Source organism: Geothermobacter hydrogeniphilus, from assembly GCF_002898515.1.
Taxonomy (GTDB): Bacteria; Desulfobacterota; Desulfuromonadia; order Desulfuromonadales; family Geothermobacteraceae; genus Geothermobacter_A.
The window spans coordinates 1-20,527 of sequence record NZ_PPFX01000022.1 but is presented as its reverse complement, the minus strand read 5'-3'; the positions used below and the strand labels follow the sequence as shown (position 1 = coordinate 20,527).

Below are 20,527 nucleotides of genomic sequence, written 5' to 3'. Positions count from 1 at the left end.
ATGCGGTTAGCCTTCTTTATCACCACTCTGCTGTGGCTGTTGCCGACTCTCACCTGGGGTTTCGCCCTGCAGCCGCTGCAGACCCGCAACCTGTCACCGGCGGTTCTCGGATTCGGCCTCCCCGCCCTGGCCCCGGCCCGGGTTCTCGATACCGGCAGCCTGCGGCTGCAGGCGACGGTCGATATCGTCAGCAACTTCACCGAAGGTGTCCGTAGCAACGAAGCATTGCGCTTCGACGGCGAAACCTACCGCCTGGAACTGGCCGGTGTCTACGGCATCGGCGATGACTTCGAAATCGGCGTCGCCCTGCCCCTGCTCAGCCACCGGGGTGGATCGCTCGACAGCTTCATCGAGAACTGGCACGACTTCTTCGGACTGCCCCAGGGTGGACGCGACCGGGCGCCGCGCAACCGCCTGGACTACAGCTACAGCCGTCTCGACGGCTCCGGTTTCCGCCGTGACACCAGCAGCAGCGGCATCGGCGATCTCTCGCTGCAGGCGGCCTGGCAGTGCTGGCGGGACATTCGGGCCGACCGCCGCCTGGCGCTACGCGCCGGCCTGAAGATCCCGACCGGCGACAGCGACCGACTGCTCGGCAGCGGCAGCTGGGATCTCGCCCTCTGGCTGAGCGGCGAACAGCGCTGGGCGACCGCCGCCGGCGAACTGCTGCTCTACGGCGGCAGCGGCGTCCTGTACGGCACCGACGGCGACCTGTTGCCCGACCAGCGCCGCAACCTGGCGGGAACCGTCTCCCTCGGCCTGGGTCTGCAGCCCTGGTCACGCTTCGGCCTGCAGCTGCAGTTCGACGGCCATACCCCCCTCTACGAACAGAGCGACTTCAAGGAACTGGACCAGTTCGCCGGACAGCTGGCGATCGGCGGCAGTGTCGGCCTCGGCCCCGCCACCGTTCTCGAAGCCGCCGTGGTCGAGGACGTCGTGGTCGACACCGCTCCCGATGTTGTTTTTCACCTGGCGCTGCGACACCGCTTCTGATAGCGCTTTTTGCTTAGCCGGAACCATTTTGACTTTCTTGCGAAAGCATCAGCTCTGAACCTTGACAAGCCCCTTGCGACTGATTACTTTCGCCCGGAACAAGTTCTCATCTGGAGGCGTCTCCCATGTCCGATTCTTTTGACCAGGATCCCCCCGTCGGTCCGCAAGACGCATTGAGCGACGACCAGCCCGAGGTCGACAACGATCAGGCGGAGCTGGAAAAACTGCTCGATGAGGCCGACAGCGGCCTGATTCTCGCCAGCGAGGTGCTGCCCAACGGTCTGCCACTGATCGCGTTGCGGCCGCGACCGGCCTTCCCGGGGCTGCTGATCCCCCTCTCCATCTCCGGTGAAGAGACGATCAAAACCGTCGACAGGGCCCTCAAGACCCCCTCGCAGGCCCTCGGACTGGTGCTGGTGCAGGACCTGGAGGACGAAGATGTGCCGGCCAACCTGCACCAGGTCGGGGTCGCCGGCAAAATCGTCAAGGTCATCAATCGCGACAATGACAGCATCCAGTTCCTGATCAACTGCATGGAACGGTTCACCATCGAAGAGGCGGCCACCACCCCCGACGGCCTGTTCGCCCGGGTCAGCTATCACCCGACCCCCGAGCTTTCGGTCAACCAGGAGCTGAAGGCCTATTCGATGGCGATCATCACCACCCTCAAGGAGCTGGTGCAGATCAATCCCCTCTACTCGGAGGAGATCAAGCTCTTCCTCGGCCGCTCCAGCATGGACGACCCGGGGCGGCTGGCCGATTTTTCCGCCAACCTGACCAGCGGTGACGGCCAGGAACTGCAGGAGATCCTCGCCGCCTTCGACGTCCGTCGCCGCATTGACCTGGTGCTGGTACTGCTGAAAAAGGAGCTGGAAGTCTCCCGCCTGCAGACCCGCATCAGCAAGCAGATCGAGGAGAAGATCTCGGCCCAGCAGCGGGAGTTCTTCCTCAAGGAACAGCTCAAGGCGATCAAGCAGGAACTGGGCCTGGAAAAAGAAGGCAAAACCAGCGAGATCGAAAAATTCCAGCAGCGGTTGCAAAAACTGGCCCTCAACGAGGAGGCCGAACGGGCGGTTCAGGACGAGCTGGAAAAATTCTCTCTGCTCGAACCCTCGTCACCGGAATACAACGTCAGCCGCACCTACCTCGACTGGCTGACGATCCTCCCCTGGGGCCGTTTCAGCAAGGATCGCTACAGCCTGAAACGGGCCAAAAAACAGCTCGACAAGGACCACTACGGGCTGGATGACGTCAAGCAGCGGATTCTCGAATTCATCGCCGTCGGCAAGATGAAGGGCGACATCTCCGGCTCGATCCTCTGCCTGGTCGGCCCGCCCGGAGTCGGCAAGACCTCGATCGGCAAGTCGATTGCCGCCGCCCTGGGGCGCGAATTTTTCCGTTTCTCCCTCGGCGGCATGCGCGACGAGGCGGAAATCAAGGGACACCGCCGCACCTATATCGGCGCCATGCCGGGCAAGTTCATCCAGGCGATGAAGAGTGCCGGCACCGCCAACCCGGTGCTGATGCTCGACGAGATCGACAAGATCGGTGCCAGCTTCCAGGGCGACCCCGCCTCGGCGCTGCTGGAAGTCCTCGATCCGGAGCAGAACAGCAGCTTCCGCGATCACTACCTCGATGTCCCCTTCGACCTGTCGAACGTGCTGTTCATCGCCACCGCCAACCAGCTCGACACCATCCCGGCGCCGCTGCTCGACCGCATGGAACTGATCCGCCTGTCGGGCTACATCCTCGAAGAAAAGGTCGAGATCGCCCGCCGTTACCTGATCCCCAAGGCCCTGGAAGCGACCGGGCTGAAGCGTGGGCAGGTCAAGATCCCGAACCGCACCCTGCGCGCCATCATCGACGGCTACGCTCGTGAAGCCGGGGTGCGCAACCTCGAAAACCGCATTCGGAAGATCATGCGCAAGGCGGCGATGGTGTTTGCCGGCGGCGAAGAGGGATCGCTCAACGTCGGGGTGCGTGACCTCGACGACTACCTCGGCAAACCGCTCTTCTCCCCGGACGAGGTTTTCAAGGGGGTTCCCGGCGTGGTCACCGGCCTGGCCTGGACCAGTATGGGCGGAGCCACCCTGCAGATCGAGGCAACCGCGGTGCAGAGCCAGTCCAAGGGTTTCAAGCAGACCGGCCAGCTCGGCAAGGTGATGGTCGAAAGTTCCGAGATCGCCTATTCCTACACCATGGGCCAGCTGAAACGCTTCGGCGCCGAGGACGGCTGGTTCGACAAGCACTTCGTCCACCTCCACGTCCCGGCCGGCGCCACCCCCAAGGACGGGCCCTCGGCCGGCATCACCATGACCACCGCCCTGCTGTCGATGATCCTCGGTCAGCCGGTCATCGCCGACCTCGCCATGACCGGCGAACTGACCCTGACCGGGCAGGTGCTGCCGATCGGCGGGGTCAAGGAGAAGACCATCGCCGCCCGCCGCGTCGGCCTGAAAACCCTGATTTTCCCCGCCGCCAACCGCAACGATTACGACGCGCTGCCCGACTTCCTGAAGGAAGGACTCACAGTTCACTTCGTCAGCGAGTACCCGGAGGTGTTCCGGATCGCATTCGGCAAGGGGAGAAGCAAGACCTGAAAAGCGGGTTTGCCGCCAAGGCGCCAAGGGCCCCAAGAAAGTTCACAGGCAAATTTAACGGAGAGGGGCAGAGGTGGAGAGAAAATTTTCTGGATTTTAAAACCCCAAAAAAGATCTTATGCCTTTCTCCGCGCCCTCTCCATCTCAGCGACTCTCCGTTGAAAACGGTTTTCTTGGCGTTCTTGGCGTCTTGGCGGCCCAATCGCCTTTGCCCAATGAAAAAAGTTGCCTGAAAACCCGGTCGCGGTTTAGGATTCCGTTTTTTCAACCCTTATCCGAGCAAGCGCCGCGAGGCGCCAAGGAGTTTTTTTGTGAGTGAAACGATCGAAGAGTTGATGTCCGCCGTCAGCACGCTGTCGGCGGACGAAAAGAAGGAATTCATCCTCAGGGCCCTGCCGGAACTCGGCACCGAGGCGATCAAGGATCCCGGGTTCCTGCCCCGCCTGCTGCCGGTGATCCTCGGCCTGATCCGCGAAAGCGACATCGATCTCGGACAGCTGCTGCAGCTGGCCAACATGCTTGGCGCCACCGCGCCGGGCAACGGACAGGATTGAGGAGACACCGATGAGAGTTTTAAGCGGCATCCAGCCGTCAGGATCACTGCACCTCGGCAACTATTTCGGCATGATGCAGAAAATGATCGCCTACCAGCGGCAGGAAGAACTTTTCTGCTTCATCGCCAACTACCATGCCCAGACCTCGCTCAGTGACGGCAAGGTTCTGGCCCGCGGCACCCTGGAGGCGGCGGCCAATTTCCTCGCTCTCGGCCTCGACCCGGAAACGTCGGTTTTCTGGGTGCAGTCGGATGTGCCCGAAGTGCAGGAGCTGACCTGGCTGCTCTCCAACTTCACCCCGATGGGGCTGCTGGAGCGCTGCCACAGCTACAAGGACAAGGTCGCCCAGGGGATCAAGCCGAATCACGGTCTGTTTGCCTACCCGGTGCTGATGACCGCCGATATCCTGCTCTACCAGAGCGAGACGGTGCCGGTCGGCAAGGACCAGAAGCAGCACCTCGAGGTCGCCCGCGACATCGCCATCAAGTTCAATAACGAGTACGGCGATATCTTCACCGTGCCGGAGCCGGACATCGACGACAATGTCGCCACCATCCCCGGCCTCGACGGGCGCAAGATGAGCAAGAGCTACGGCAACACCATCGACCTGTTCCTCGACGACAAGCCGCTGCGCAAGCAGGTGATGCGCATCGTCACCGCGCCGATCGCGGTGGAGGAGCCGAAAGACCCGGACGCCTGCAACGTCTACAAGGTCTACCGGCTGTTCCTGAACAAAGAGGAGGATGAGGCCTTGCGGGCCCGCTACCTGGCCGGTGGGCTCGGCTTCGGCGAGGTTAAGCAGGAACTGTTCGAGAAGATCCGCGACACCTTCGCCCCCTATACGGAGCGGCGCAAAGAGCTGCTCGCCAACCCGGACGAGATCCGCAGCATCCTCGCCGCCGGCGCCGAACGCGCCCGCGCCATCGCCTGGAAGACCCTGCGCAAGGTGCGGAAAAAAACCGGGCTGGTGTATTAATAGAGGTTCAAGGTTCAAGGTTCAAGGTTCAAGGTTCAAGGTTCAAGGTTCAAGGTTCAAGGTTCAAGGTTCAAGGTTCAAGGTTCAAGGATCGAGGTTCGAGGTTCGAGGCTGGCCGGGGACTGGCTCCGCAGGTGCGTCCCCCTTCCCATCCCCGACGGGGACAGTCCCCCTCCTTAAAGGGGACTGTCCCCGTGAAGTTGGCACAAGGCTGAAAACTGAAGACTGGAAACTGGTGTCTTTCCCCTTCAGCCCTCTTTCCGGATAAAGATGACGAAGGCCATCGCCGGACGCCGGCTCGACTCGCGCATGGCGAACTGGATCGACTCCAGCTGCCAGCCCTCGCCGCTCCACTGGTTGAGAACCTCTTCAAGACTTTCGTCGGTGACCGTGGTAAGCTCGATAACCTTGTAGTTGACCGGTTGCATTTTCATTTCTCATTCAATGGATTCATTTAACGCAGAGGCGGAGAGGGACAGAGATGGAGAGAAACCTGTTGGGGTTTAAAAATCTCAAGCCGGCTTTGACTTTCTCTGCGTTCTCTCCTTCTCAGCGGCTCTCCGTTAAAAAAGGTTTTCCTGGCGCCTGACGGCACCTGTCGATCGCTTCTTTTCAAGGGGGGAAACATGGCTATTTCCGGATCACCGAAGAAACTCGCCCAGGACATCGCCGGCGGCTTCACCAGCCTGAGCCAGAGCGGCCTCAAACAATACACCCCGGCCGACCTGAAAACCATCCTCACCCATCTCGCCATCGTCACCCGCGAGCTGCGCGCCGAGCAGATTCCCCTGGAGGATGTCCCGGCGGTCAAGGCGAAGAACATGAAACTATCCCGCCTCAACCAGGCCGCGATGGTTGTCCGCGCCTACGCCAAAAAGCGCCGGATTCCCCTCTGAACCAGGTTCCGGCGACCGGCGGATCAGCAGCGGCCGCACATCCTGCTCCTGCTGCCACTGGCGGTGCGGATTGCGGCCGAAGATCGTCTCCTCGGTGGCCGGCGCCACGTCCCAGTCTCCCCGTCGCAATTCAGCCTCCAACTGCCCCGGCGCCCATCCGGCCGAACCGGCATAGACCCGAAACCGTTCCTGACGGTGGTCCGCCTGCAGCCAGAGAACCAGCTGCCGCACGCCGGTGACGTGGACCCGACCGAAAACCGGCCGCGATCCCGGCGGGGGACTGTCACTTTCCAGCAACACCAGGGCGGAGCGCGACGACACCGGCCCCCCCAGCCAGAGGGCTCCGCGCAGACCGCTGAAGACCTTATCGAACTGGGGGAAGGACCGGGCCAGGCTGAAGCGGGTCGGGCGATTGAGGATCAGGCCGACGCTGCCCTGCTCATCATGCCTGAGAAGCAGGATAACGGTTTTCTGGAAACGCGGATCTTTCAGCCCCTGGCGGGCCACCAGCAACCGGCCGGGAGCCGGATCGAGGGCAACCGCCGGGGCTGGACAGAGCAGGACACTCAACAGCAGCACGGCGAGCAGGTAATGGACGGACATGCGGGTTCTCCTCGGGCGGAGGTAACGATTTCACTTTCCTGAATCAGTGAGTTCCTGTTGGATGGAGAGTGCAAGTGCTTGGTCTGAATGAGATTTTCAAAAATCTGAAGCGCACCCATAGGTTCGCTGGTGATTTTTGGGAAACTCAGGCAGATCAATGACTTGTGCTATCCGCCGACAAGGGATTCACTGATTCAGGATTTTACCATACCGTGCCGAAGAAGGGACTGTCCGACCGGGAATCCCGGGTCAGGCAAGAAAGGTATCGCGTTCCTTTTCGAAGAAGGCGCGGAATTCTTCCAGCAGTTGCTCGGCCTGGTCCGGCTCGACCTCCAGGGCCCTGCCCCCCGGTGTCAGGGCCAGTTCCAGGTCCGGCTCCGGTTCCCGGCGACCGATGCCGAGCTTGCGGCACATGGCGTCGGCCAGGTTGACGGTGGCCGCCAGGCGGTAACGCGCCGGCTCTTCGACGGCGTCAATCTTCTCGATATTGTCATGATAACGGGTCACTTCCGTCATGTCGGCGGAAAAATTCCACTTGTCCAGCACCGCCTCGCCGACCACCGCGTGGCCGAAGGGGAAATACTGGGCTTCGAGGTCGTCTTCACTGCCCTCGCCGTTGTAGACCCCCTCGAGAACGCAACGGAAACTTTCAGCATCGACGTTGTTCAGCATCATCTTGCCGATATGCCGAAAAAGGCCGGCGAGGAAAGCCTCCTCGGGATCAGCCGACTTGAACCAGAGAGCGGTCATGCGCGAGCCGATGGCGCAGCCGAGGGAATCCTCCCAGAGCATCTTCTCCATCAGCCCGAAGGACTTGTTGATCCCCTTCAGGCTCGATGCCAGCACCAGGCTCTTGAGGGTTTTTTCCCCCATGATGACAATCGCGTGTTCCAGGGTCGTCACCTGGCGACGCAAACTGTAGAAAGAGGAATTGGCGATTTTCAGCACCCGGGCGGAAACCGCCTGGTCGCTGGATATGGTTTCGGCCAGTTTGTCGGCCGTGGTGGTCGGTTTCTGCAGCAAGTCAAGAACCTTGACCGCAACCACCGGCATTGGCGGCAAATCTCCAATGGCATTGACGACAGCCTGCAAGTCAGTACCCATAGTGGAAACCTCACTCGTAAAAGGGTCTATCTCTCATATCGACCTGCGGAACAGAAACTTAAAAGATTTTTGTCCATATCAAAACAGGTGTTCACAGGACAAAGGGGACAGTCCCCTTGAGGGAGGGGGACTGTCCCCTTGCTTACTTCCCCCATCTCACATCTCACCCTTGACCGACGGCGGCGTCACGCCTCGCGGCAGCAGCAGCCAGAGGCGGACATCCTGTTTCATGCGGCCGGCCAGGGCGCCGGCTTCGGCCCCCATGCCCCAGAAAAAATCGGCCCGCACCCGCCCCTTGATGGCGCCGCCGGTATCCTGGGCGACCATCAGCCGCCACAGCGGGGCATCACCGACCGGCCAGGTCGTGGCGACAAACAGCGGTGCTCCCAGGGGCACGAAACGGGGGTCGACCGCCAGGCTGCGTTCGGGCATCAGCGGAATGCCGAGAGCGCCGGGCGGGCTCTGAAACTCGGGGCCGAGTTCCCGGAAAAAAACATAGCTCGGATTTTCTTCCAGCAGCGCGGCAACCTGGTCGGGATGGCGGCACGCCCAGGCACGGATATTCTGCATCGACATCTGCTCGCGGGTCATGGCCCCCTTCTCAAGCAGCAACTTGCCGATCGACCGGTAGGGATGGCCGTTCTGGTCGGCATAGTTGACCATCACCCGTTCACCGTCCGGCAGCAGGATCCGACCCGATCCCTGGATCTGCAGAAAGAAGAGTTCAACCGGGTCATCAACCCAGAACAGTTCCTTGCCGACCAGCCGCTCGGGATGAGCGTCGATCGCCGCCCGGTCCCAGTACGGGACCACCCGCCGACCGTCGAGCCGGCCGCGCAGACGGTAACTGCCGAGTTCCGGGTAGAGATCGCCGAGATCGATCACCAGCAGGTCATCGGGCACCGCGTAGAGGGGATAACGGTAGCGCTCATCCGGCGTGCGGCTGCCGCGCAGATCGGGAACGTAATAGCCGGTCAGCAGACCGGTCGCGCTGCCGTCCTCCTGCTGCAGCCGCCAGGGTTGGAACCAGGTCCGGAAGAACTGCCGGGCATCGACCTCGGTGGGGTTCTCCAGCTCGGACAGGCGGGCACAGACCTGTTCCCATCCGCTCCGCCAGCGCAGGGCGCCGCAGCCCCGCCTGAACACCTCCAGCGCCGGCCGCGGATCGTCCCGCAGCCAGCCCTCGACGTCGGACCAGTCGACCGGCACCGCCGCCGGTGCCGCCACCGGCGGCTTCTCCGGCGGCGCCTTGACGCAGGCCGCCGGCAGCAACAGGGACAACAGCAGACTGAACCAGGATATTTTTTTCATCCGCACCATCTCTTATCCCAAAGGGGACAGTCCCCTTAAAGGAGGGGGACTGTCCCCTTCGGGTCCCAGTTTTCAGTTTTCAGTTTTCAGCCTTTAGCCTTTAGCCTTTAGCCTTTAGCCTCGAACCTCGCCTTAAAACATATCCACCGGGTCGACATCTACCGCCAGCGACACCCCGTTCGGCACCGGGCGGGCAAGCTGCTCAAAACGATCGAGGGCGCGGCGCAACGCGGGTCGCTGCGCCGCCTTGAGCAGGATCTGCATCCGCGCCTTGCCGCGCAGTTTCGCCAGCAGGCAGGGCACCGGACCGAGCAGCTCGGCACCGGCCGGCAACGGCAGCAGCCGTCCGGCAAGCTCCCGTGCCGCCCGTTCGACCCGCTGCGGATCGTTGCCGCTGAGCACCAGGTTAACCAGGAAGCCGTAGGGGGGATAGCCGAGTTCACGGCGCAGGGCCAGCTCCTGGCGGTAGAAACCTGCATAATCATGGCTGGCGGCATGCTGCAGGGCATAGTGTTCCGGCGCGTAGGTCTGGATCAGCACCCGCCCGGGCAGCGTCCCCCGTCCGGCCCGCCCGGCCACCTGCGACAGCAGGGCGAAGGTCCGCTCTCCGGCGCGGAAATCGGGGAAATTGAGGGTCGCGTCGGCATTGACCACCCCGACCAGGGTCACCCCGGGGAAATCATGCCCCTTGGCGATCATCTGGGTGCCGACCAGGATATCGATCTCGCCGGCCAGCATCCGTTCCATGAACCGGCGATGCGCCCCCCGGGCGGTGGTCGTATCCCGGTCCATGCGCGCCAGTCGCGCCTCGGGAAAACGCTCCTTGAGTTCCAGTTCGAGGCGCTCGGTGCCGGCCCCTTCCGGGTCGAGCTGACTGCCGCCGCAGCGCGGACAGGATTCCGGCGGCGACAGCTGGTAATCGCAGTAATGACAGCGCAGCAGCAGCCGGCCGCGATGATAGGTGAGACTGATCTCGCAGTTCGGACAACGGAAATCCCGGCCGCAGTCGGCACACAGCAGGTAGGGAGCGAAGCCGCGCCGGTTGAGCAGCACCAGGCTCTGCTCACCGCGTTGCAGGTTGGCTTCCAGGGCACCGGCCAGGGGATCGGAAAGCAGGGTCCTGAAGGGGGTGGCGGTCATGTCGATCAGTTCCACCTCGGGCAGCGGCTGACCGGCGGCCCGCCCCGGCAGCTGCAGCAGCAACGCCTCCCCGTCGAGAGCGCGGCGATAGCTCGGCAACGCCGGGGTGGCGCTGCCGAGCAGCACCGGCACGCCCTGCTGCTGGCCGCGCAGCAGCGCCAGGTCGCGGGCGTTGTAGCGAAACCCCTCCGACTGCTTGTAACTCGTCTCATGCTCCTCGTCGACGATGATCAGCCCCGGCTCCGGCAGCGGCGCGAAGATCGCCGAGCGCGCGCCGATGACGATATCGGCCTCACCGCGGGCCACGTTCCGCCAGGCGTCATAGCGTTCACCGTCGGAGAGACCGGAATGCAGTACGCTGATTTTCGCCCGGCCGGCGAAGCGATTGCGGAAACGACCCACCAGCTGCGGGGTCAGGGCGATTTCCGGCACCAGCACCAGAGCCTGGCGGCCGCGCTCGAGAACCGTTTCGATCGCCCGCAGGTAGACCTCGGTCTTGCCGCTGCCGGTCACCCCGTGCAGCAGCGCGGAGCGGAAACCGCCCTGCTCCAGGAGCGGACGCAACTGTTCCAGCACCCGCAACTGGGCCGGAGCCGGTTCGGGCGGCGTTTCCGGCTGCAGCGGCCAGGACAGAAAAGGATCACGCAGCCGTTCCTGCTGCCGGGCGCTGATCAGCCCCAACTCAAGCAGGCGTTTCAACGGCGCGTGGGGAGCGTCGAAGCGGGTGCGCAATTCCGTCAGGCTGACCTCTTTCGCCTGGCGGATGCAGTCGAGAATCTGCCGCTGCCGACGGCCGGGCGGCTCGCTCTCATCCCCGGTCGGCGCGTAGAGGGTCTCGCGCAGAATCGGCGGCGCGCTGCCGCGTCCGGAAAGACCGGCCGGCAGCGCGGTGGCGATCACCTGGCCGAGGGGGTGCAGGTAATAGCATGCGGCACGACGGAACAGGGGGATCAGCGCGGGCGGGAAAAGCGGCTCGTCATCCAGCACCTCGGCGATCGCCTTGAGACCTTCGCCGCTGCCGCGGCTCAGTTCGAGCAGGAAGCCGACCGCCCGGCGGCGGCCGAGGGGCACCCGCAGCCGCACCCCGATACGGGCCGCGGCGGCCAGCTCGGGCGGAACCAGGTAGGACAGGGTTTTCTTCAGCGGCGCGGCCACCGCGACTTCGGCAATCAGACGGGAATCGGACATGGTTCGTCATCTTACCGCAATCAATCCGTCCCGACCACCGGCTTTGCACAGCCGGTAACTCATCAACAAGAATCTGCTCAGCGGGTAACAAAATTTAGTCATTGCCCACAACAGGATCACACCCCCCTGCTGCGCTACGCTTGCTTCCCCCCTGTTCAACAGGGGGGATTGAGGGGGGTATCCTTGCCGATGGCCGGGAAATCAAACATTTTTTTAAAAAACGAAAATTCCCTTTTTTTGTGTCCCATAACCACGGTAAATCGTGTACATTATGCACTGTTGCTCGGGAGAGGACCCTTCTCGACCGGCAACGCCGCAACGGCTTCAGTGCTTTTTCCGCAGATGTTTCGCGGCCGGATGGTCGCGGCGCCTGTATCCCCATCACCTGTAGGAGGAGACGATGAAAAAAGGAACCTTCGCCCTGTTGCTGACCACCCTCGCCCTGTTGCTGACCGCTCCGGCCTGGGCCGCCGACACCATCAAGATCGGCTTCAACATTCCGCTGACCGGAGACATCCCCAAGGTCGGCGAATCCTCGAAACTCTCCGCTGAAATGCTCAAGGCCGACATCAATGGCGCCGGCGGCCTCGACGTCGGCGGCAAAAAATACATGCTCGAATTCATCTACGAGGACAACGAGGCCAAGGCCGAGTCGGCCGTCACCACCGCCCTGAAACTGATCGAGAAAGACCAGGTGCTGGCGATGATCGGCCCCAACTCCTCGAAGCAGGCGGTTCCCGCCGGCCAGGTCGCCGACGACAACCAGACCGTCATGATCAGCCCCTGGTCGACCAACCCGGACACCACCTACGATCGTCCCTGGGTCTTCCGGGCCGCCTTCCTCGATCCCTTCCAGGGTCCGGTGGCCGTGAACTTCGCCGTCAAAACCTTCCACGCCAAGACCGCGGCGGTGCTCTACGATCTCTCCAATGACTATTCCAAGGGCCTGGCCGAGATCTTCCGCGACGTATTCGAGAAGAAGATGGGCAAGGGCACCGTCCTCGCCTTTGAATCCCACGGCACCAAGGACCAGGATTTCTCCGCCCAGCTGACCAAGATCATCGCCACCAAGCCGGACTTCATCTTCGTGCCGGACAACTACAACCAGGTCGCGCTGATCGTGCCGCAGGCCCGCAAGCTCGGCTACAAGGGTGAGTTCATGGGCTCCGACGCCTGGGGTTCCTCCGAACTGATGACCCTCTGCGGCGACGACTGCAAGGGCCTGCACTTCTCGACCCATTACGCCGCCGCCGGCGCCAAGGGTGCCACCAAGGAATTCATCGACCGCTACACCAAGAAATACGGCTACACCCCGGATGACGTCGCCGCCCTGACCTGGGACGCCACCCGCGTCGTCCTCAAGGGCATCCAGAACGCCGGCAAACTGACCGGCAAGCTCCGTCGCGACCGCAAGGCCGTGCGTGACGGCATCTCCGCCATCAAGAGTTTCGCCGGCATCACCGGCAACATGAAATTCGACGAACAGGGCGACCCGGTCAAGTGCGCCGTGGTGGTGCAGATCAGCCAGAGCGGCGATTTCGAGTTCAAGGAATCGGTTTGCCCGGAATAAAACCACGATTGATTTGACAAAACAGCAGAAATGAGGTTACAACCCGGTGGGTCGGCTGCCCGACCCACCGGGCTTCCTTGAAATGTGGCATTGATGCTTTCGCAAGAAAGCAAAAATGATGTTGGCTAAGCAAAAACAAGGCGCGCGTTTGCCAAGCAATGAGACGTACTTGCGTACGTTGAAGCAGCGAGATAAACGCAGCAACGCAGCTGCTGGTGAATTTTTGCGACGCCATCGGTATTGACTTCCAACGAAACGGTGAACGGCTGAGTAAAGGGTACCAGATGCAAGGCTTGCGCAAACCGGAAGCCTGAGGCCTACCAAGGGTACGTCGAAGGGGTCCGGGCAAGCGTAACGCAGCAGGTGGTGCACTTTCCTCAGCCGCTGGACAACATGCTCGCTTCCATACTCCAAAACGTCATCAACGCCCTGCAGTGGGGCAGCTTCTATGCCCTCATTGCCCTCGGCTACACCCTGGTCTACGGGGTGCTGACCCTGATCAACTTCGCCCACGGCGATATTTTCATGGTCGGCGCCTACATCGCCTTCTTCGTCGCCAGCTTCGCCCTCACCACCCTCGGGCTGCCGGGCTGGGCGGCGCTGGCGTTGACCATCCCGGCGACCATGGTGCTGACCTCGCTGGTCGGCGTCACCCTCGAACGGATCGCCTACCGACCGCTGCGACGCAAGGGCGCTCACCGCCTGTACGTGGTCATCACCGCGCTGATGGCCGGGCTGATCCTCGAAAACGGCAACCTGGCGATTCTCGGCGCCAGCCGCAAGGCCTTCCCGCCGCTGATTCACGAAACCGTCTACACCATCGGCGGGGTCAGCTTCACCAACCTGAAAATCGCCGTCATCATCTCCGCCTTCCTGGTGTTCGCCTTTCTGCACTGGGTGGTCACCCGCACCAGGGTCGGCATGGCGATGCGCGCCATTTCCTATGACAAGTTCGCGGTGCCGCTGATGGGTATCCCGATGGACAACATCATCGTCGTCACCTTCGTCCTCGGCTCCGCCTTCGCCGGGCTGGCCGGCATCCTGTTCGCCATGAGCTACCCGGTACTGGAGCCCTACATGGGGGCGCTGATCGGCTGGAAGGCGTTTATCGCCGCAGTGGTCGGCGGTATCGGCGATATTCGCGGCGCCTTCATCGGCGGCTTCCTGCTCGGCGCAGTGGAAATCATGGTGGTCGCCTTCTTCCCCTCGACTTTCCGCGACCTGATCGGCTTCACCGTGCTGCTGGTGATCCTGACCTTCAAGCCGACCGGACTGTTCGGGGTGGCGAAAACAACGAAGATCTGAATTTATGCTCCGTTATACCTTCCATATTCTCCTGATTCTCGCCGGCGGACTGATCACCTGGATGGCCTACGAGGAGATGATCGGCCTCTACACCCTCTCGGTGCTGATGTTCATGGGCGTGAACATCATCATGTCGACCAGCCTCAACCTGGTCAACGGCTACATGGGCGAGTTCTCCTGCGGCCACGCCGGCTTCATGTGCGTCGGCGCCTACGTCAGCTCGATTCTCGGCGTGCTGCTGTTCGCCAAGGACAAGGTCTTCGGCGCGCCGCTGCTCGACCCCTCGCTGGCCATCTACGCCTTTCCGTTTATCGTCCTTGCCGGCGGCGTGGCGGCAGCCCTGGCCGGGCTGCTGGTCGCCATCCCGAGCTACAAGACCCGCGGCGACTACCTGGCGATCATCACCATCGCCGCCAACTACATCATCATCAGCGTGATCGAGAACCTCGGCGTGATCGGCGGCTCGCGCGGTTTCATGGGCATGAAGCGGGTGATCAACGCCATGGAGGATGTCGCCTACCTGCCGTGGATGCCGATCTGGGTCTTCCTCTTCACCGTCTTTTCGGTCTGGCTGCTGCGCCGCTATCTCTCCTCGACCTTCGGCAAGGGCGTTTCCGCCATCTGCCAGGACGAGGTCGCGGCCGAGATCATGAGCGTCAACACCAACAAGATCAAGACCATCAGCTTCATGGTCTCCTCCGGCGTCGCCGGCATCGCCGGCGGCCTGTTCGCCTACGTCATCGGCTATGTCAACCCCGGCAGCTTCAACATCCTCAAGTCGACCGAAGCGCTGGTGATGGTCTATCTCGGCGGCATGGGCTCGCTCTCCGGCTCGATCCTCTCGGCGGTGCTGTTCACCCTGCTGCTGGAAGCGCTGCGGCCGCTGCAGATCATCAAGTGGGTCGTCATCCCGCTGCTGCTGATCATTCTCATGCAGTTCCGCCCCGAGGGGATCATGGGCAACAAGGAACTGGGGGACATGTTCCCCTGGCTGAAGCGGTTTTACAAGTTCAAGTAAGAGGATTCACCACTTAAGGCACAGAGAACAAAGAAAAAGCCATTTTTAACGCAGAGTCGCTGAGAGGCAAGAAACGCGGAGAAAAGAAAAAAGCTTTGGGGCGTTTGAAATTCAAAGGGTTCTCCCCACCTCTGCATCGCCCTGTCTCTCCGTTAAAATTCTCTTTGCCCTGCAATGTGCCCTCCGTGGCTTTGTGGTGAAATAAGACACTATGACCCAAACGCAGACACATACGAACACCGCCCCGGTACTCGAAGTACGCGGTCTGACCCAGCGCTTCGGCGGCCTGACGGCGGTCAACAACTTCAACGTCACCCTCAAGCATGGTGAGCTGGCCGGCCTGATCGGTCCCAACGGCGCCGGCAAGACCACCGTCTTCAACCTGGTCAGCGGTTTCTACCAGCCGAGCGAGGGGGACATCCTGGTCTGCGGCAGCAATACCAAAGGGATGAAGCCGCACCAGGTCACCGGTCTCGGCGTCGCCCGCACCTTTCAGAACATCCGACTGTGGAACGACATGTCGGTCCTCGACAATATCCGCGTCGCCCAGCACGGCCGACTCGGCTACGGTTTCTTCCACGCCATCGCCCGCAGCGGCCGCTACCGCCGGCGGGAGGACGAGGTCGAGCGGGAAGCACGCGAACTGCTGGAGGTCTTCGACCTGTTGCGCTTCGCCGATGAGTATCCGAAAAACCTGCCCTACGGCACCCAGCGCAAACTTGAGATCGCCCGCGCCCTCTCCAGCCACCCGCAGCTGCTGCTGCTCGACGAACCGGCCGCCGGACTCAACTCGGCCGACGTCAAGGACCTGATCCGGCTGGTGCGCTGGATTCACGGCCGCTTCGACGTCACCATCTGGATGATTGAACATCACATGGACGTGATGATGGAACTCTGCGAACAGATCAAGGTCATCGACTTCGGCCAGACCATCGCCGAAGGAACACCCGAAACGGTCCGCAACCACCCGGCGGTCATCACCGCCTACCTCGGAGACGACAACATCTGATGCTGCTCTCAGTTGAAAACCTCGAGGTCAAGTACGGCAATATCCAGGCGCTTCACGGCATCTCCTTCGATGTCAGGGAAGGGGAAATCGTCACCCTGATCGGCGCCAACGGTGCCGGCAAGACCACCAGCCTCTACAGTATCGCCCGCCTGGCGCCGCCCGAAGCTCCCAAAGTTGTCGGCGGTGACATCCGCTTCATGGGCGAATCGATCCTCGACACCGCGCCCTCCGATGTGGTCAAGAATCTCAAGCTCGCCCTGGTTCCCGAGGGGCGCCACATCTTCGGCAACCTGACGGTGATGGAGAACCTTGAACTGGCGACCTACTCGCGCGACAAGGATGCCGACCTCGACAAGGATTACCAGCGCATCTTCGACCTCTTCCCGCGCCTCGCCGAGCGCCGCAAACAGCGCAGCGAATCGCTCTCCGGCGGTGAACAGCAGATGCTCGCCGTCGGCCGGGCGCTGATGACCGGCTGCCGGGCACTGATGCTCGACGAACCCTCCATGGGCCTCGCGCCGGTGCTCAAGTACGAACTGTTCCGCACCCTGAAGAAGCTCAACAAAGAGGGCATGACCCTGCTGCTGGTCGAGCAGAACGCCAAGCTCGCCCTCGACATCGCCCACCGCGGCTACGTCCTCGACACCGGCACCATCGCCGCGTCCGGAACCAGCGAAGAGCTGGCCGGCAATCCGGAGGTGAGGAAGGCGTATCTGGGCGGGTAGGAGCAGGGAGACGATAATAATTTCAAGGGCAGGCCCCGCGGGAGCCTGCCCTTTTTCAATTTAGCGAACTCTTACCAGCTCCCGGCACACGGCATGGAAACTTGCGAAAGCAGCACACGTGACTTTTATCCCTCAAGACCTGACCACAAACCCCGGGAAGGTTTTGCCTGTCTGAACCTCGATCTTCGTTCGTCCAGCCTCCAGCGACGTTAATCCCCGTCAGCAAGCCACTGAACGGAGTGGAGAGGCTGCGGAAAGAGAGGCAAAAACTGTCTGAGGCAACAGCCGAGTTTTTTTGCCTCCCGCAGGCGCGCAACGGAGTGAAGGGACCCGCCAGGGTGGCTGCGTCGGGGTGCCCTTCTTTTGCTTACTTTTCTTGGGCAGGCAAGAAAAGTAAGGCGCTGGCGGGCGCCCCCGCCGGTGTTGACGGTCTTCAGATTTCAGGCCCGAAGGGGACAGTCCCTCTGGGTCAAAGGGACTGTCCCCCTTGTACAGGAAACAACCCTAACTTCGCCGGTCTCGGCCGGCCGCCGACTTACTTTTTCCAGTGCTGAAAAAGTAAGCAAAAAAGCTGGCGCCGGCGGCGGGCATGGTCAGTACCTCCTGATGAGGACACTGCAAACTTTCGCCGCTGTACCGCGGTTGGGACTTTTTTCCGGCAGAGCGTCGCGGTCGCCGCTACTCAGTGTTACGGGGAATGGCCTGGTCGCGTCGCGAGCTGTTAAATCGTCAAACCTCGAACCTCGGATTTTATCGTCCAGCGTCCATCCACCATCAGCGCAGCGCCCGGCGTTTCAATCCAGCGGACTTTTCACCGCCAGCCCCGGCTTGTTCAGCACGTGGGTATAGATCATCGTCGTCTTGACGTCGGCGTGGCCGAGCAGCTCCTGCACGGTGCGGATATCGTAGCCGGACTCGAGCAGGTGGGTAGCGAAGGAGTGGCGCAGCACGTGGGGCGAAACCGGCTTGGCGATGGCGGCGCGGCGGGCCGCCTGCCTGAGCGCCTTCTGGATCGCCGATTCGTGGACATGGTGCCTGCGAGTCGCCAGACTACGCGGCTCGACCGACAGGGCCTGCGCCGGGAAGACGTATTGCCAGCCCCATTCCCGGCAGGCGTTCGGGTACTTGCGCGCCAGCGCCGGCGGCATCCACACCGCCCCCAGGCCAGCGGCGAGATCCCTCTGGTGCAGGTTGCGAACCCGCTCCAGGTGCTCGCGCAGGGGAGCGACCAGCTGCCCCGGCAGCACTGTCACCCGGTCCTTGCCGCCCTTGCCGTCACGCACATGCAGCTGCCCCTGGTCGAAGTCGAGATCCTTGACGCGTAGTCGCAGCCCCTCCATCAATCGCAGCCCGGCGCCGTAGAGGAGGCGACAGATCAGGCCGGTGGTCCCTTCCAGCTCCGCCAGCAAGGCCGCAACCTCGGAGCGGCTGAGCACCACCGGCAGTTTGCGCGCTCTCTTCGCCCGGGCGAAATCCAGATCCTCCTCAAGGGGCTGCTTGAGGACCTGCTCATAGAGGAAAACCAGCGCATTGAGCGCCTGCTTCTGAGTATTGGCAGAGACTTCGCGTTTATCGGCAAGGTAAGTGAGAAAGGCCCGCACCTCTTCTGCCCCGAGCTTGCCCGGGTCTTCATCACCACTGTGGCCGAGATAGGCCTTCATCCAGGAGAGGTAGGCCTCTTCGGTTCTTTTCGAGTAGTGTCGCAAGCGCAGTTCCTGACGCACGGCGACAAGCCAGGAAGCGTCTTCGGCTATGGGCATCCTGCGGTAGGGTTTGACGGGCGGGAGCGCTGCCTGATGATCTCCGGGCCGTCGAGGGAGTCCGAGGTAATCATAGAGGAGCATGGCCACGGCCTCGCGCGCCTGGGCAACTTGCCAGTCATGGACGTTCTCACGTTGCCTGAGATTTTCCAGGTAGACCCTGCCATGTTCGGGCTGGCGGGAGCGAAGGGACACGCCGGGAAAGGCGCGGGCGAAATCAACGGCCCAGCGTTGGTAGTGGGTGATTCTTGTGCTTTCAACCCCCCTGCGGGAGAGAAGGTCTCGGTAACCGCGCCAGAATTCTTCCGACGACTTTTTGATGCGCGTTTTTCGTGAATCCATCTGTCACCCTCCATGGGAAAACCGGGAACATCCTGTTCCCTCAGGTGGATAAAATATCATGATTTCAGTTAAATGGAAGATTGACAACCCCAATATTTTTCCTTAGGGTGAGATGAACATCATCTTTTGGGGAGGGGGAGATGATGACCCCACCAAACCAGAAATCCCTCCATATTTTCAACGGTTTGAACGCCTTATTATGCCTAATTATAGGTCGTTCGGCCCCATCGCGAAAATGCCGAAGCGGTCCCATCGACAAATTACCGATTCGGCCTATTCCCTGTTAGTTTGCTATGTCTAAATCCAGCCACGGTCCCTTTCTAAATCTTTTGCCTGTTCCTGTTCTGCGTATCTCGCGCAGGCTTTGTGCATAATGCGCGGGTGCTCGTCAATAACAGTCTCAACATAATGGTTTCCGCGTAACTTTCTTCCACACAACCAGCAAAAACGGACTCTCGGTTTCTTCCCCATGTTGTCCTCCCTCTTATGCGGCGGCGCAAACTAACCAGCCAATCAACACGGAATGCTGACGCATCCGGTTATCGTAGTTCGTTATACGCAAAAATAAATAATGGAGAAAAAATATGAGCTACAGAGAAACTTCACTATGGAACAACGAAAATGAGCTTCGCTGTTTGATCATATTTAAAAAACTTGAAACTGAAAATTTCCCTCGTGGAAAACAAATGGAATATTGTCGTGAAATGTCTAAAATTACAGGACTTGAACCAGGCAATATTAGTGCAAAAGTTAGCAACTATAAATCAGTTGCAGGTATTAACAACAACTCAAATTCCTCCGTAAATACTGTAGATTTTTACTGTAAATACACGCACCTATCTATTCAAGAAATACAAAAAATCATTGATAACTTGTGAGAAATCAAAAACGTATAACAAAATAATGAACCGGACTGTTGATACATGTGCGATTCTCGAAAAGGTCTCTACGAATTACAGCGACCCGTCGCAGCCGGTTATCTTTAACCGTTGTACGGCTTGAAAATATAAAAGCGAAATTTACGAATCAATAATTTGCGTTTGAAAGCCGAAGATTTTACTGACCAAGAAACGATCTACGGTTCCGATAATCAATAAAGAAAATTGAGGCAATTAATTCACAAAAGGCCTGATTGAAAGCTGAAATTTTACAGGCCAAACAAAAGAGGCAAATCAGTCAAAAACTGAAAAAAGCAATTGCAGTCAAAGGCATAAAAGCAACGCCACCGGCCCAGTAAGATTTGAGTCAGATCGTCTCCGTAGAATGGCCGTACAACCATGCAATCAAGCGGACGGAAATAGCTGTGTGCTTCCCGAAAAGCAAAATCAATAATCTCGGTGGTAAACGGTAACGTCCCGTCGCCGCCGCTTATCACGACCGTTAGCCCATTAATAAAAAGGAAAAAGAACATGAAAAAGTTTCTACCATTATTG

Annotated in this window: 18 protein-coding genes; 11 read left to right on the top strand and 7 right to left on the bottom strand. The window is 60.7% G+C overall.

From position 1 onward, the window contains the following. From C2E25_RS10370 to trpS, 4 genes are all read left to right on the top strand, one after another. The gene (locus C2E25_RS10370) at positions 1 to 993 is read left to right on the top strand and encodes a DUF3187 family protein (RefSeq protein WP_103115673.1); all 993 of its coding nucleotides are present in this window, start codon (positions 1 to 3) and stop codon (positions 991 to 993) included. 125 nt (positions 994 to 1,118) lie between these two features. Next, the gene (gene lon / locus C2E25_RS10365; protein WP_103115672.1) at positions 1,119 to 3,593 is read left to right on the top strand and encodes an endopeptidase La; all 2,475 of its coding nucleotides are present in this window, start codon (positions 1,119 to 1,121) and stop codon (positions 3,591 to 3,593) included. 311 nt (positions 3,594 to 3,904) lie between these two features. Further along, positions 3,905 to 4,147: a hypothetical protein gene (locus tag C2E25_RS10360; protein WP_233189402.1), complete on the top strand. Its 243-nt coding sequence runs from the start codon at positions 3,905 to 3,907 to the stop codon at positions 4,145 to 4,147. A 10-nt stretch (positions 4,148 to 4,157) separates the two neighbouring features. Further along, entirely contained in the window at positions 4,158 to 5,123 is a 966-nt protein-coding gene (gene trpS / locus C2E25_RS10355; RefSeq protein ID WP_103115671.1) for a tryptophan--tRNA ligase, read from the top strand. A gap of 248 nt (positions 5,124 to 5,371) precedes the next feature. On the opposite strand, the gene C2E25_RS10350 is transcribed toward trpS, so the two are convergent. Next, complete coding sequence (locus C2E25_RS10350) at positions 5,372 to 5,557, bottom strand: DUF4177 domain-containing protein (protein ID WP_233189401.1); 186 nt, start codon at positions 5,555 to 5,557, stop codon at positions 5,372 to 5,374. A gap of 192 nt (positions 5,558 to 5,749) precedes the next feature. On the opposite strand from C2E25_RS10350, the gene C2E25_RS10345 reads away from it, so the two are divergent. Then, positions 5,750 to 6,019, top strand: a complete 270-nt coding sequence (locus C2E25_RS10345) for a hypothetical protein (RefSeq protein ID WP_103115669.1) — start codon at positions 5,750 to 5,752, stop codon at positions 6,017 to 6,019. On the opposite strand, the gene C2E25_RS10340 is transcribed toward C2E25_RS10345, so the two are convergent. The 4 genes from C2E25_RS10340 to priA all read right to left on the bottom strand — a co-directional run bounded on the left by C2E25_RS10340 (position 5,951) and on the right by priA (position 11,365). Further along, positions 5,951 to 6,622, bottom strand: a complete 672-nt coding sequence (locus tag C2E25_RS10340) for a YqgE/AlgH family protein (RefSeq protein WP_103115668.1) — start codon at positions 6,620 to 6,622, stop codon at positions 5,951 to 5,953. The two genes, C2E25_RS10345 and C2E25_RS10340, sit on opposite strands and share 69 nt — an antisense overlap. A gap of 249 nt (positions 6,623 to 6,871) precedes the next feature. Beyond that, positions 6,872 to 7,726, bottom strand: a complete 855-nt coding sequence (locus tag C2E25_RS10335) for an HDOD domain-containing protein (RefSeq protein WP_103115667.1) — start codon at positions 7,724 to 7,726, stop codon at positions 6,872 to 6,874. 156 nt (positions 7,727 to 7,882) lie between these two features. Then, positions 7,883 to 9,037, bottom strand: coding sequence for a murein transglycosylase A (locus C2E25_RS10330; RefSeq protein ID WP_199177408.1), 1,155 nt, complete (start codon positions 9,035 to 9,037; stop codon positions 7,883 to 7,885). A gap of 132 nt (positions 9,038 to 9,169) precedes the next feature. After that, a complete protein-coding gene (gene priA, locus C2E25_RS10325; RefSeq protein WP_103115665.1) occupies positions 9,170 to 11,365 on the bottom strand; it encodes a replication restart helicase PriA in 2,196 nt (731 codons plus the stop codon). 400 nt (positions 11,366 to 11,765) lie between these two features. Between priA and C2E25_RS10320 the strand changes: the two genes are divergently transcribed. The 5 genes from C2E25_RS10320 (at position 11,766) to C2E25_RS10300 (ending at position 16,992) form a co-directional block, all read left to right on the top strand. Next, complete coding sequence (locus C2E25_RS10320; RefSeq protein WP_103115664.1) at positions 11,766 to 12,935, top strand: ABC transporter substrate-binding protein; 1,170 nt, start codon at positions 11,766 to 11,768, stop codon at positions 12,933 to 12,935. Between the two features lie 393 nt (positions 12,936 to 13,328). After that, positions 13,329 to 14,240, top strand: a complete 912-nt coding sequence (locus C2E25_RS10315; protein ID WP_103115711.1) for a branched-chain amino acid ABC transporter permease — start codon at positions 13,329 to 13,331, stop codon at positions 14,238 to 14,240. Positions 14,241 to 14,244: 4 nt separating this feature from the next. Then, positions 14,245 to 15,258, top strand: a complete 1,014-nt coding sequence (locus tag C2E25_RS10310; RefSeq protein WP_103115663.1) for a branched-chain amino acid ABC transporter permease — start codon at positions 14,245 to 14,247, stop codon at positions 15,256 to 15,258. 211 nt (positions 15,259 to 15,469) lie between these two features. Next, positions 15,470 to 16,267 carry an ABC transporter ATP-binding protein gene (locus C2E25_RS10305; protein WP_103115662.1) on the top strand — a complete coding sequence of 266 codons (798 nt, stop codon included), beginning with the start codon at positions 15,470 to 15,472 and terminating at the stop codon, positions 16,265 to 16,267. Beyond that, positions 16,267 to 16,992, top strand: coding sequence for an ABC transporter ATP-binding protein (locus C2E25_RS10300; protein WP_103115661.1), 726 nt, complete (start codon positions 16,267 to 16,269; stop codon positions 16,990 to 16,992). Before C2E25_RS10305 ends, C2E25_RS10300 begins: the two co-directional genes overlap by 1 nt. A 794-nt stretch (positions 16,993 to 17,786) precedes the next feature. On the opposite strand, the gene C2E25_RS10295 is transcribed toward C2E25_RS10300, so the two are convergent. Then, positions 17,787 to 19,094 carry an integron integrase gene (locus C2E25_RS10295; RefSeq protein ID WP_420094628.1) on the bottom strand — a complete coding sequence of 436 codons (1,308 nt, stop codon included), beginning with the start codon at positions 19,092 to 19,094 and terminating at the stop codon, positions 17,787 to 17,789. Between the two features lie 584 nt (positions 19,095 to 19,678). Here C2E25_RS10295 and C2E25_RS17315 point away from each other — a divergent pair. Next, the gene (locus tag C2E25_RS17315; protein WP_146032944.1) at positions 19,679 to 19,972 is read left to right on the top strand and encodes a hypothetical protein; all 294 of its coding nucleotides are present in this window, start codon (positions 19,679 to 19,681) and stop codon (positions 19,970 to 19,972) included. A gap of 269 nt (positions 19,973 to 20,241) precedes the next feature. Here the strand turns inward: C2E25_RS17315 and C2E25_RS17870 are convergent. After that, the coding region (locus C2E25_RS17870) for a hypothetical protein (RefSeq protein WP_233189400.1) at positions 20,242 to 20,527 on the bottom strand (286 nt) is incomplete at its 5' end.

Excerpts from the sequence above, each read along its gene's own strand:
- C2E25_RS10370 (WP_103115673.1), top strand. The coding sequence starts at position 1 with ATGCGGTTAGCCTTCTTTATCACCACTCTGCTGTGGCTGTTGCCGACT.
- lon (WP_103115672.1), top strand. The coding sequence starts at position 1,119 with ATGTCCGATTCTTTTGACCAGGATCCCCCCGTCGGTCCGCAAGACGCA.
- trpS (WP_103115671.1), top strand. The coding sequence starts at position 4,158 with ATGAGAGTTTTAAGCGGCATCCAGCCGTCAGGATCACTGCACCTCGGC.
- C2E25_RS10350 (WP_233189401.1), bottom strand. The coding sequence starts at position 5,557 with ATGAAAATGCAACCGGTCAACTACAAGGTTATCGAGCTTACCACGGTC.
- C2E25_RS10345 (WP_103115669.1), top strand. The coding sequence starts at position 5,750 with ATGGCTATTTCCGGATCACCGAAGAAACTCGCCCAGGACATCGCCGGC.
- C2E25_RS10340 (WP_103115668.1), bottom strand. The coding sequence starts at position 6,622 with ATGTCCGTCCATTACCTGCTCGCCGTGCTGCTGTTGAGTGTCCTGCTC.
- C2E25_RS10335 (WP_103115667.1), bottom strand. The coding sequence starts at position 7,726 with ATGGGTACTGACTTGCAGGCTGTCGTCAATGCCATTGGAGATTTGCCG.
- C2E25_RS10330 (WP_199177408.1), bottom strand. The coding sequence starts at position 9,037 with ATGAAAAAAATATCCTGGTTCAGTCTGCTGTTGTCCCTGTTGCTGCCG.
- priA (WP_103115665.1), bottom strand. The coding sequence starts at position 11,365 with ATGTCCGATTCCCGTCTGATTGCCGAAGTCGCGGTGGCCGCGCCGCTG.
- C2E25_RS10320 (WP_103115664.1), top strand. The coding sequence starts at position 11,766 with ATGAAAAAAGGAACCTTCGCCCTGTTGCTGACCACCCTCGCCCTGTTG.
- C2E25_RS10315 (WP_103115711.1), top strand. The coding sequence starts at position 13,329 with ATGCTCGCTTCCATACTCCAAAACGTCATCAACGCCCTGCAGTGGGGC.
- C2E25_RS10310 (WP_103115663.1), top strand. The coding sequence starts at position 14,245 with ATGCTCCGTTATACCTTCCATATTCTCCTGATTCTCGCCGGCGGACTG.
- C2E25_RS10305 (WP_103115662.1), top strand. The coding sequence starts at position 15,470 with ATGACCCAAACGCAGACACATACGAACACCGCCCCGGTACTCGAAGTA.
- C2E25_RS10300 (WP_103115661.1), top strand. The coding sequence starts at position 16,267 with ATGCTGCTCTCAGTTGAAAACCTCGAGGTCAAGTACGGCAATATCCAG.
- C2E25_RS10295 (WP_420094628.1), bottom strand. The coding sequence starts at position 19,094 with ATGGATTCACGAAAAACGCGCATCAAAAAGTCGTCGGAAGAATTCTGG.
- C2E25_RS17315 (WP_146032944.1), top strand. The coding sequence starts at position 19,679 with ATGAGCTACAGAGAAACTTCACTATGGAACAACGAAAATGAGCTTCGC.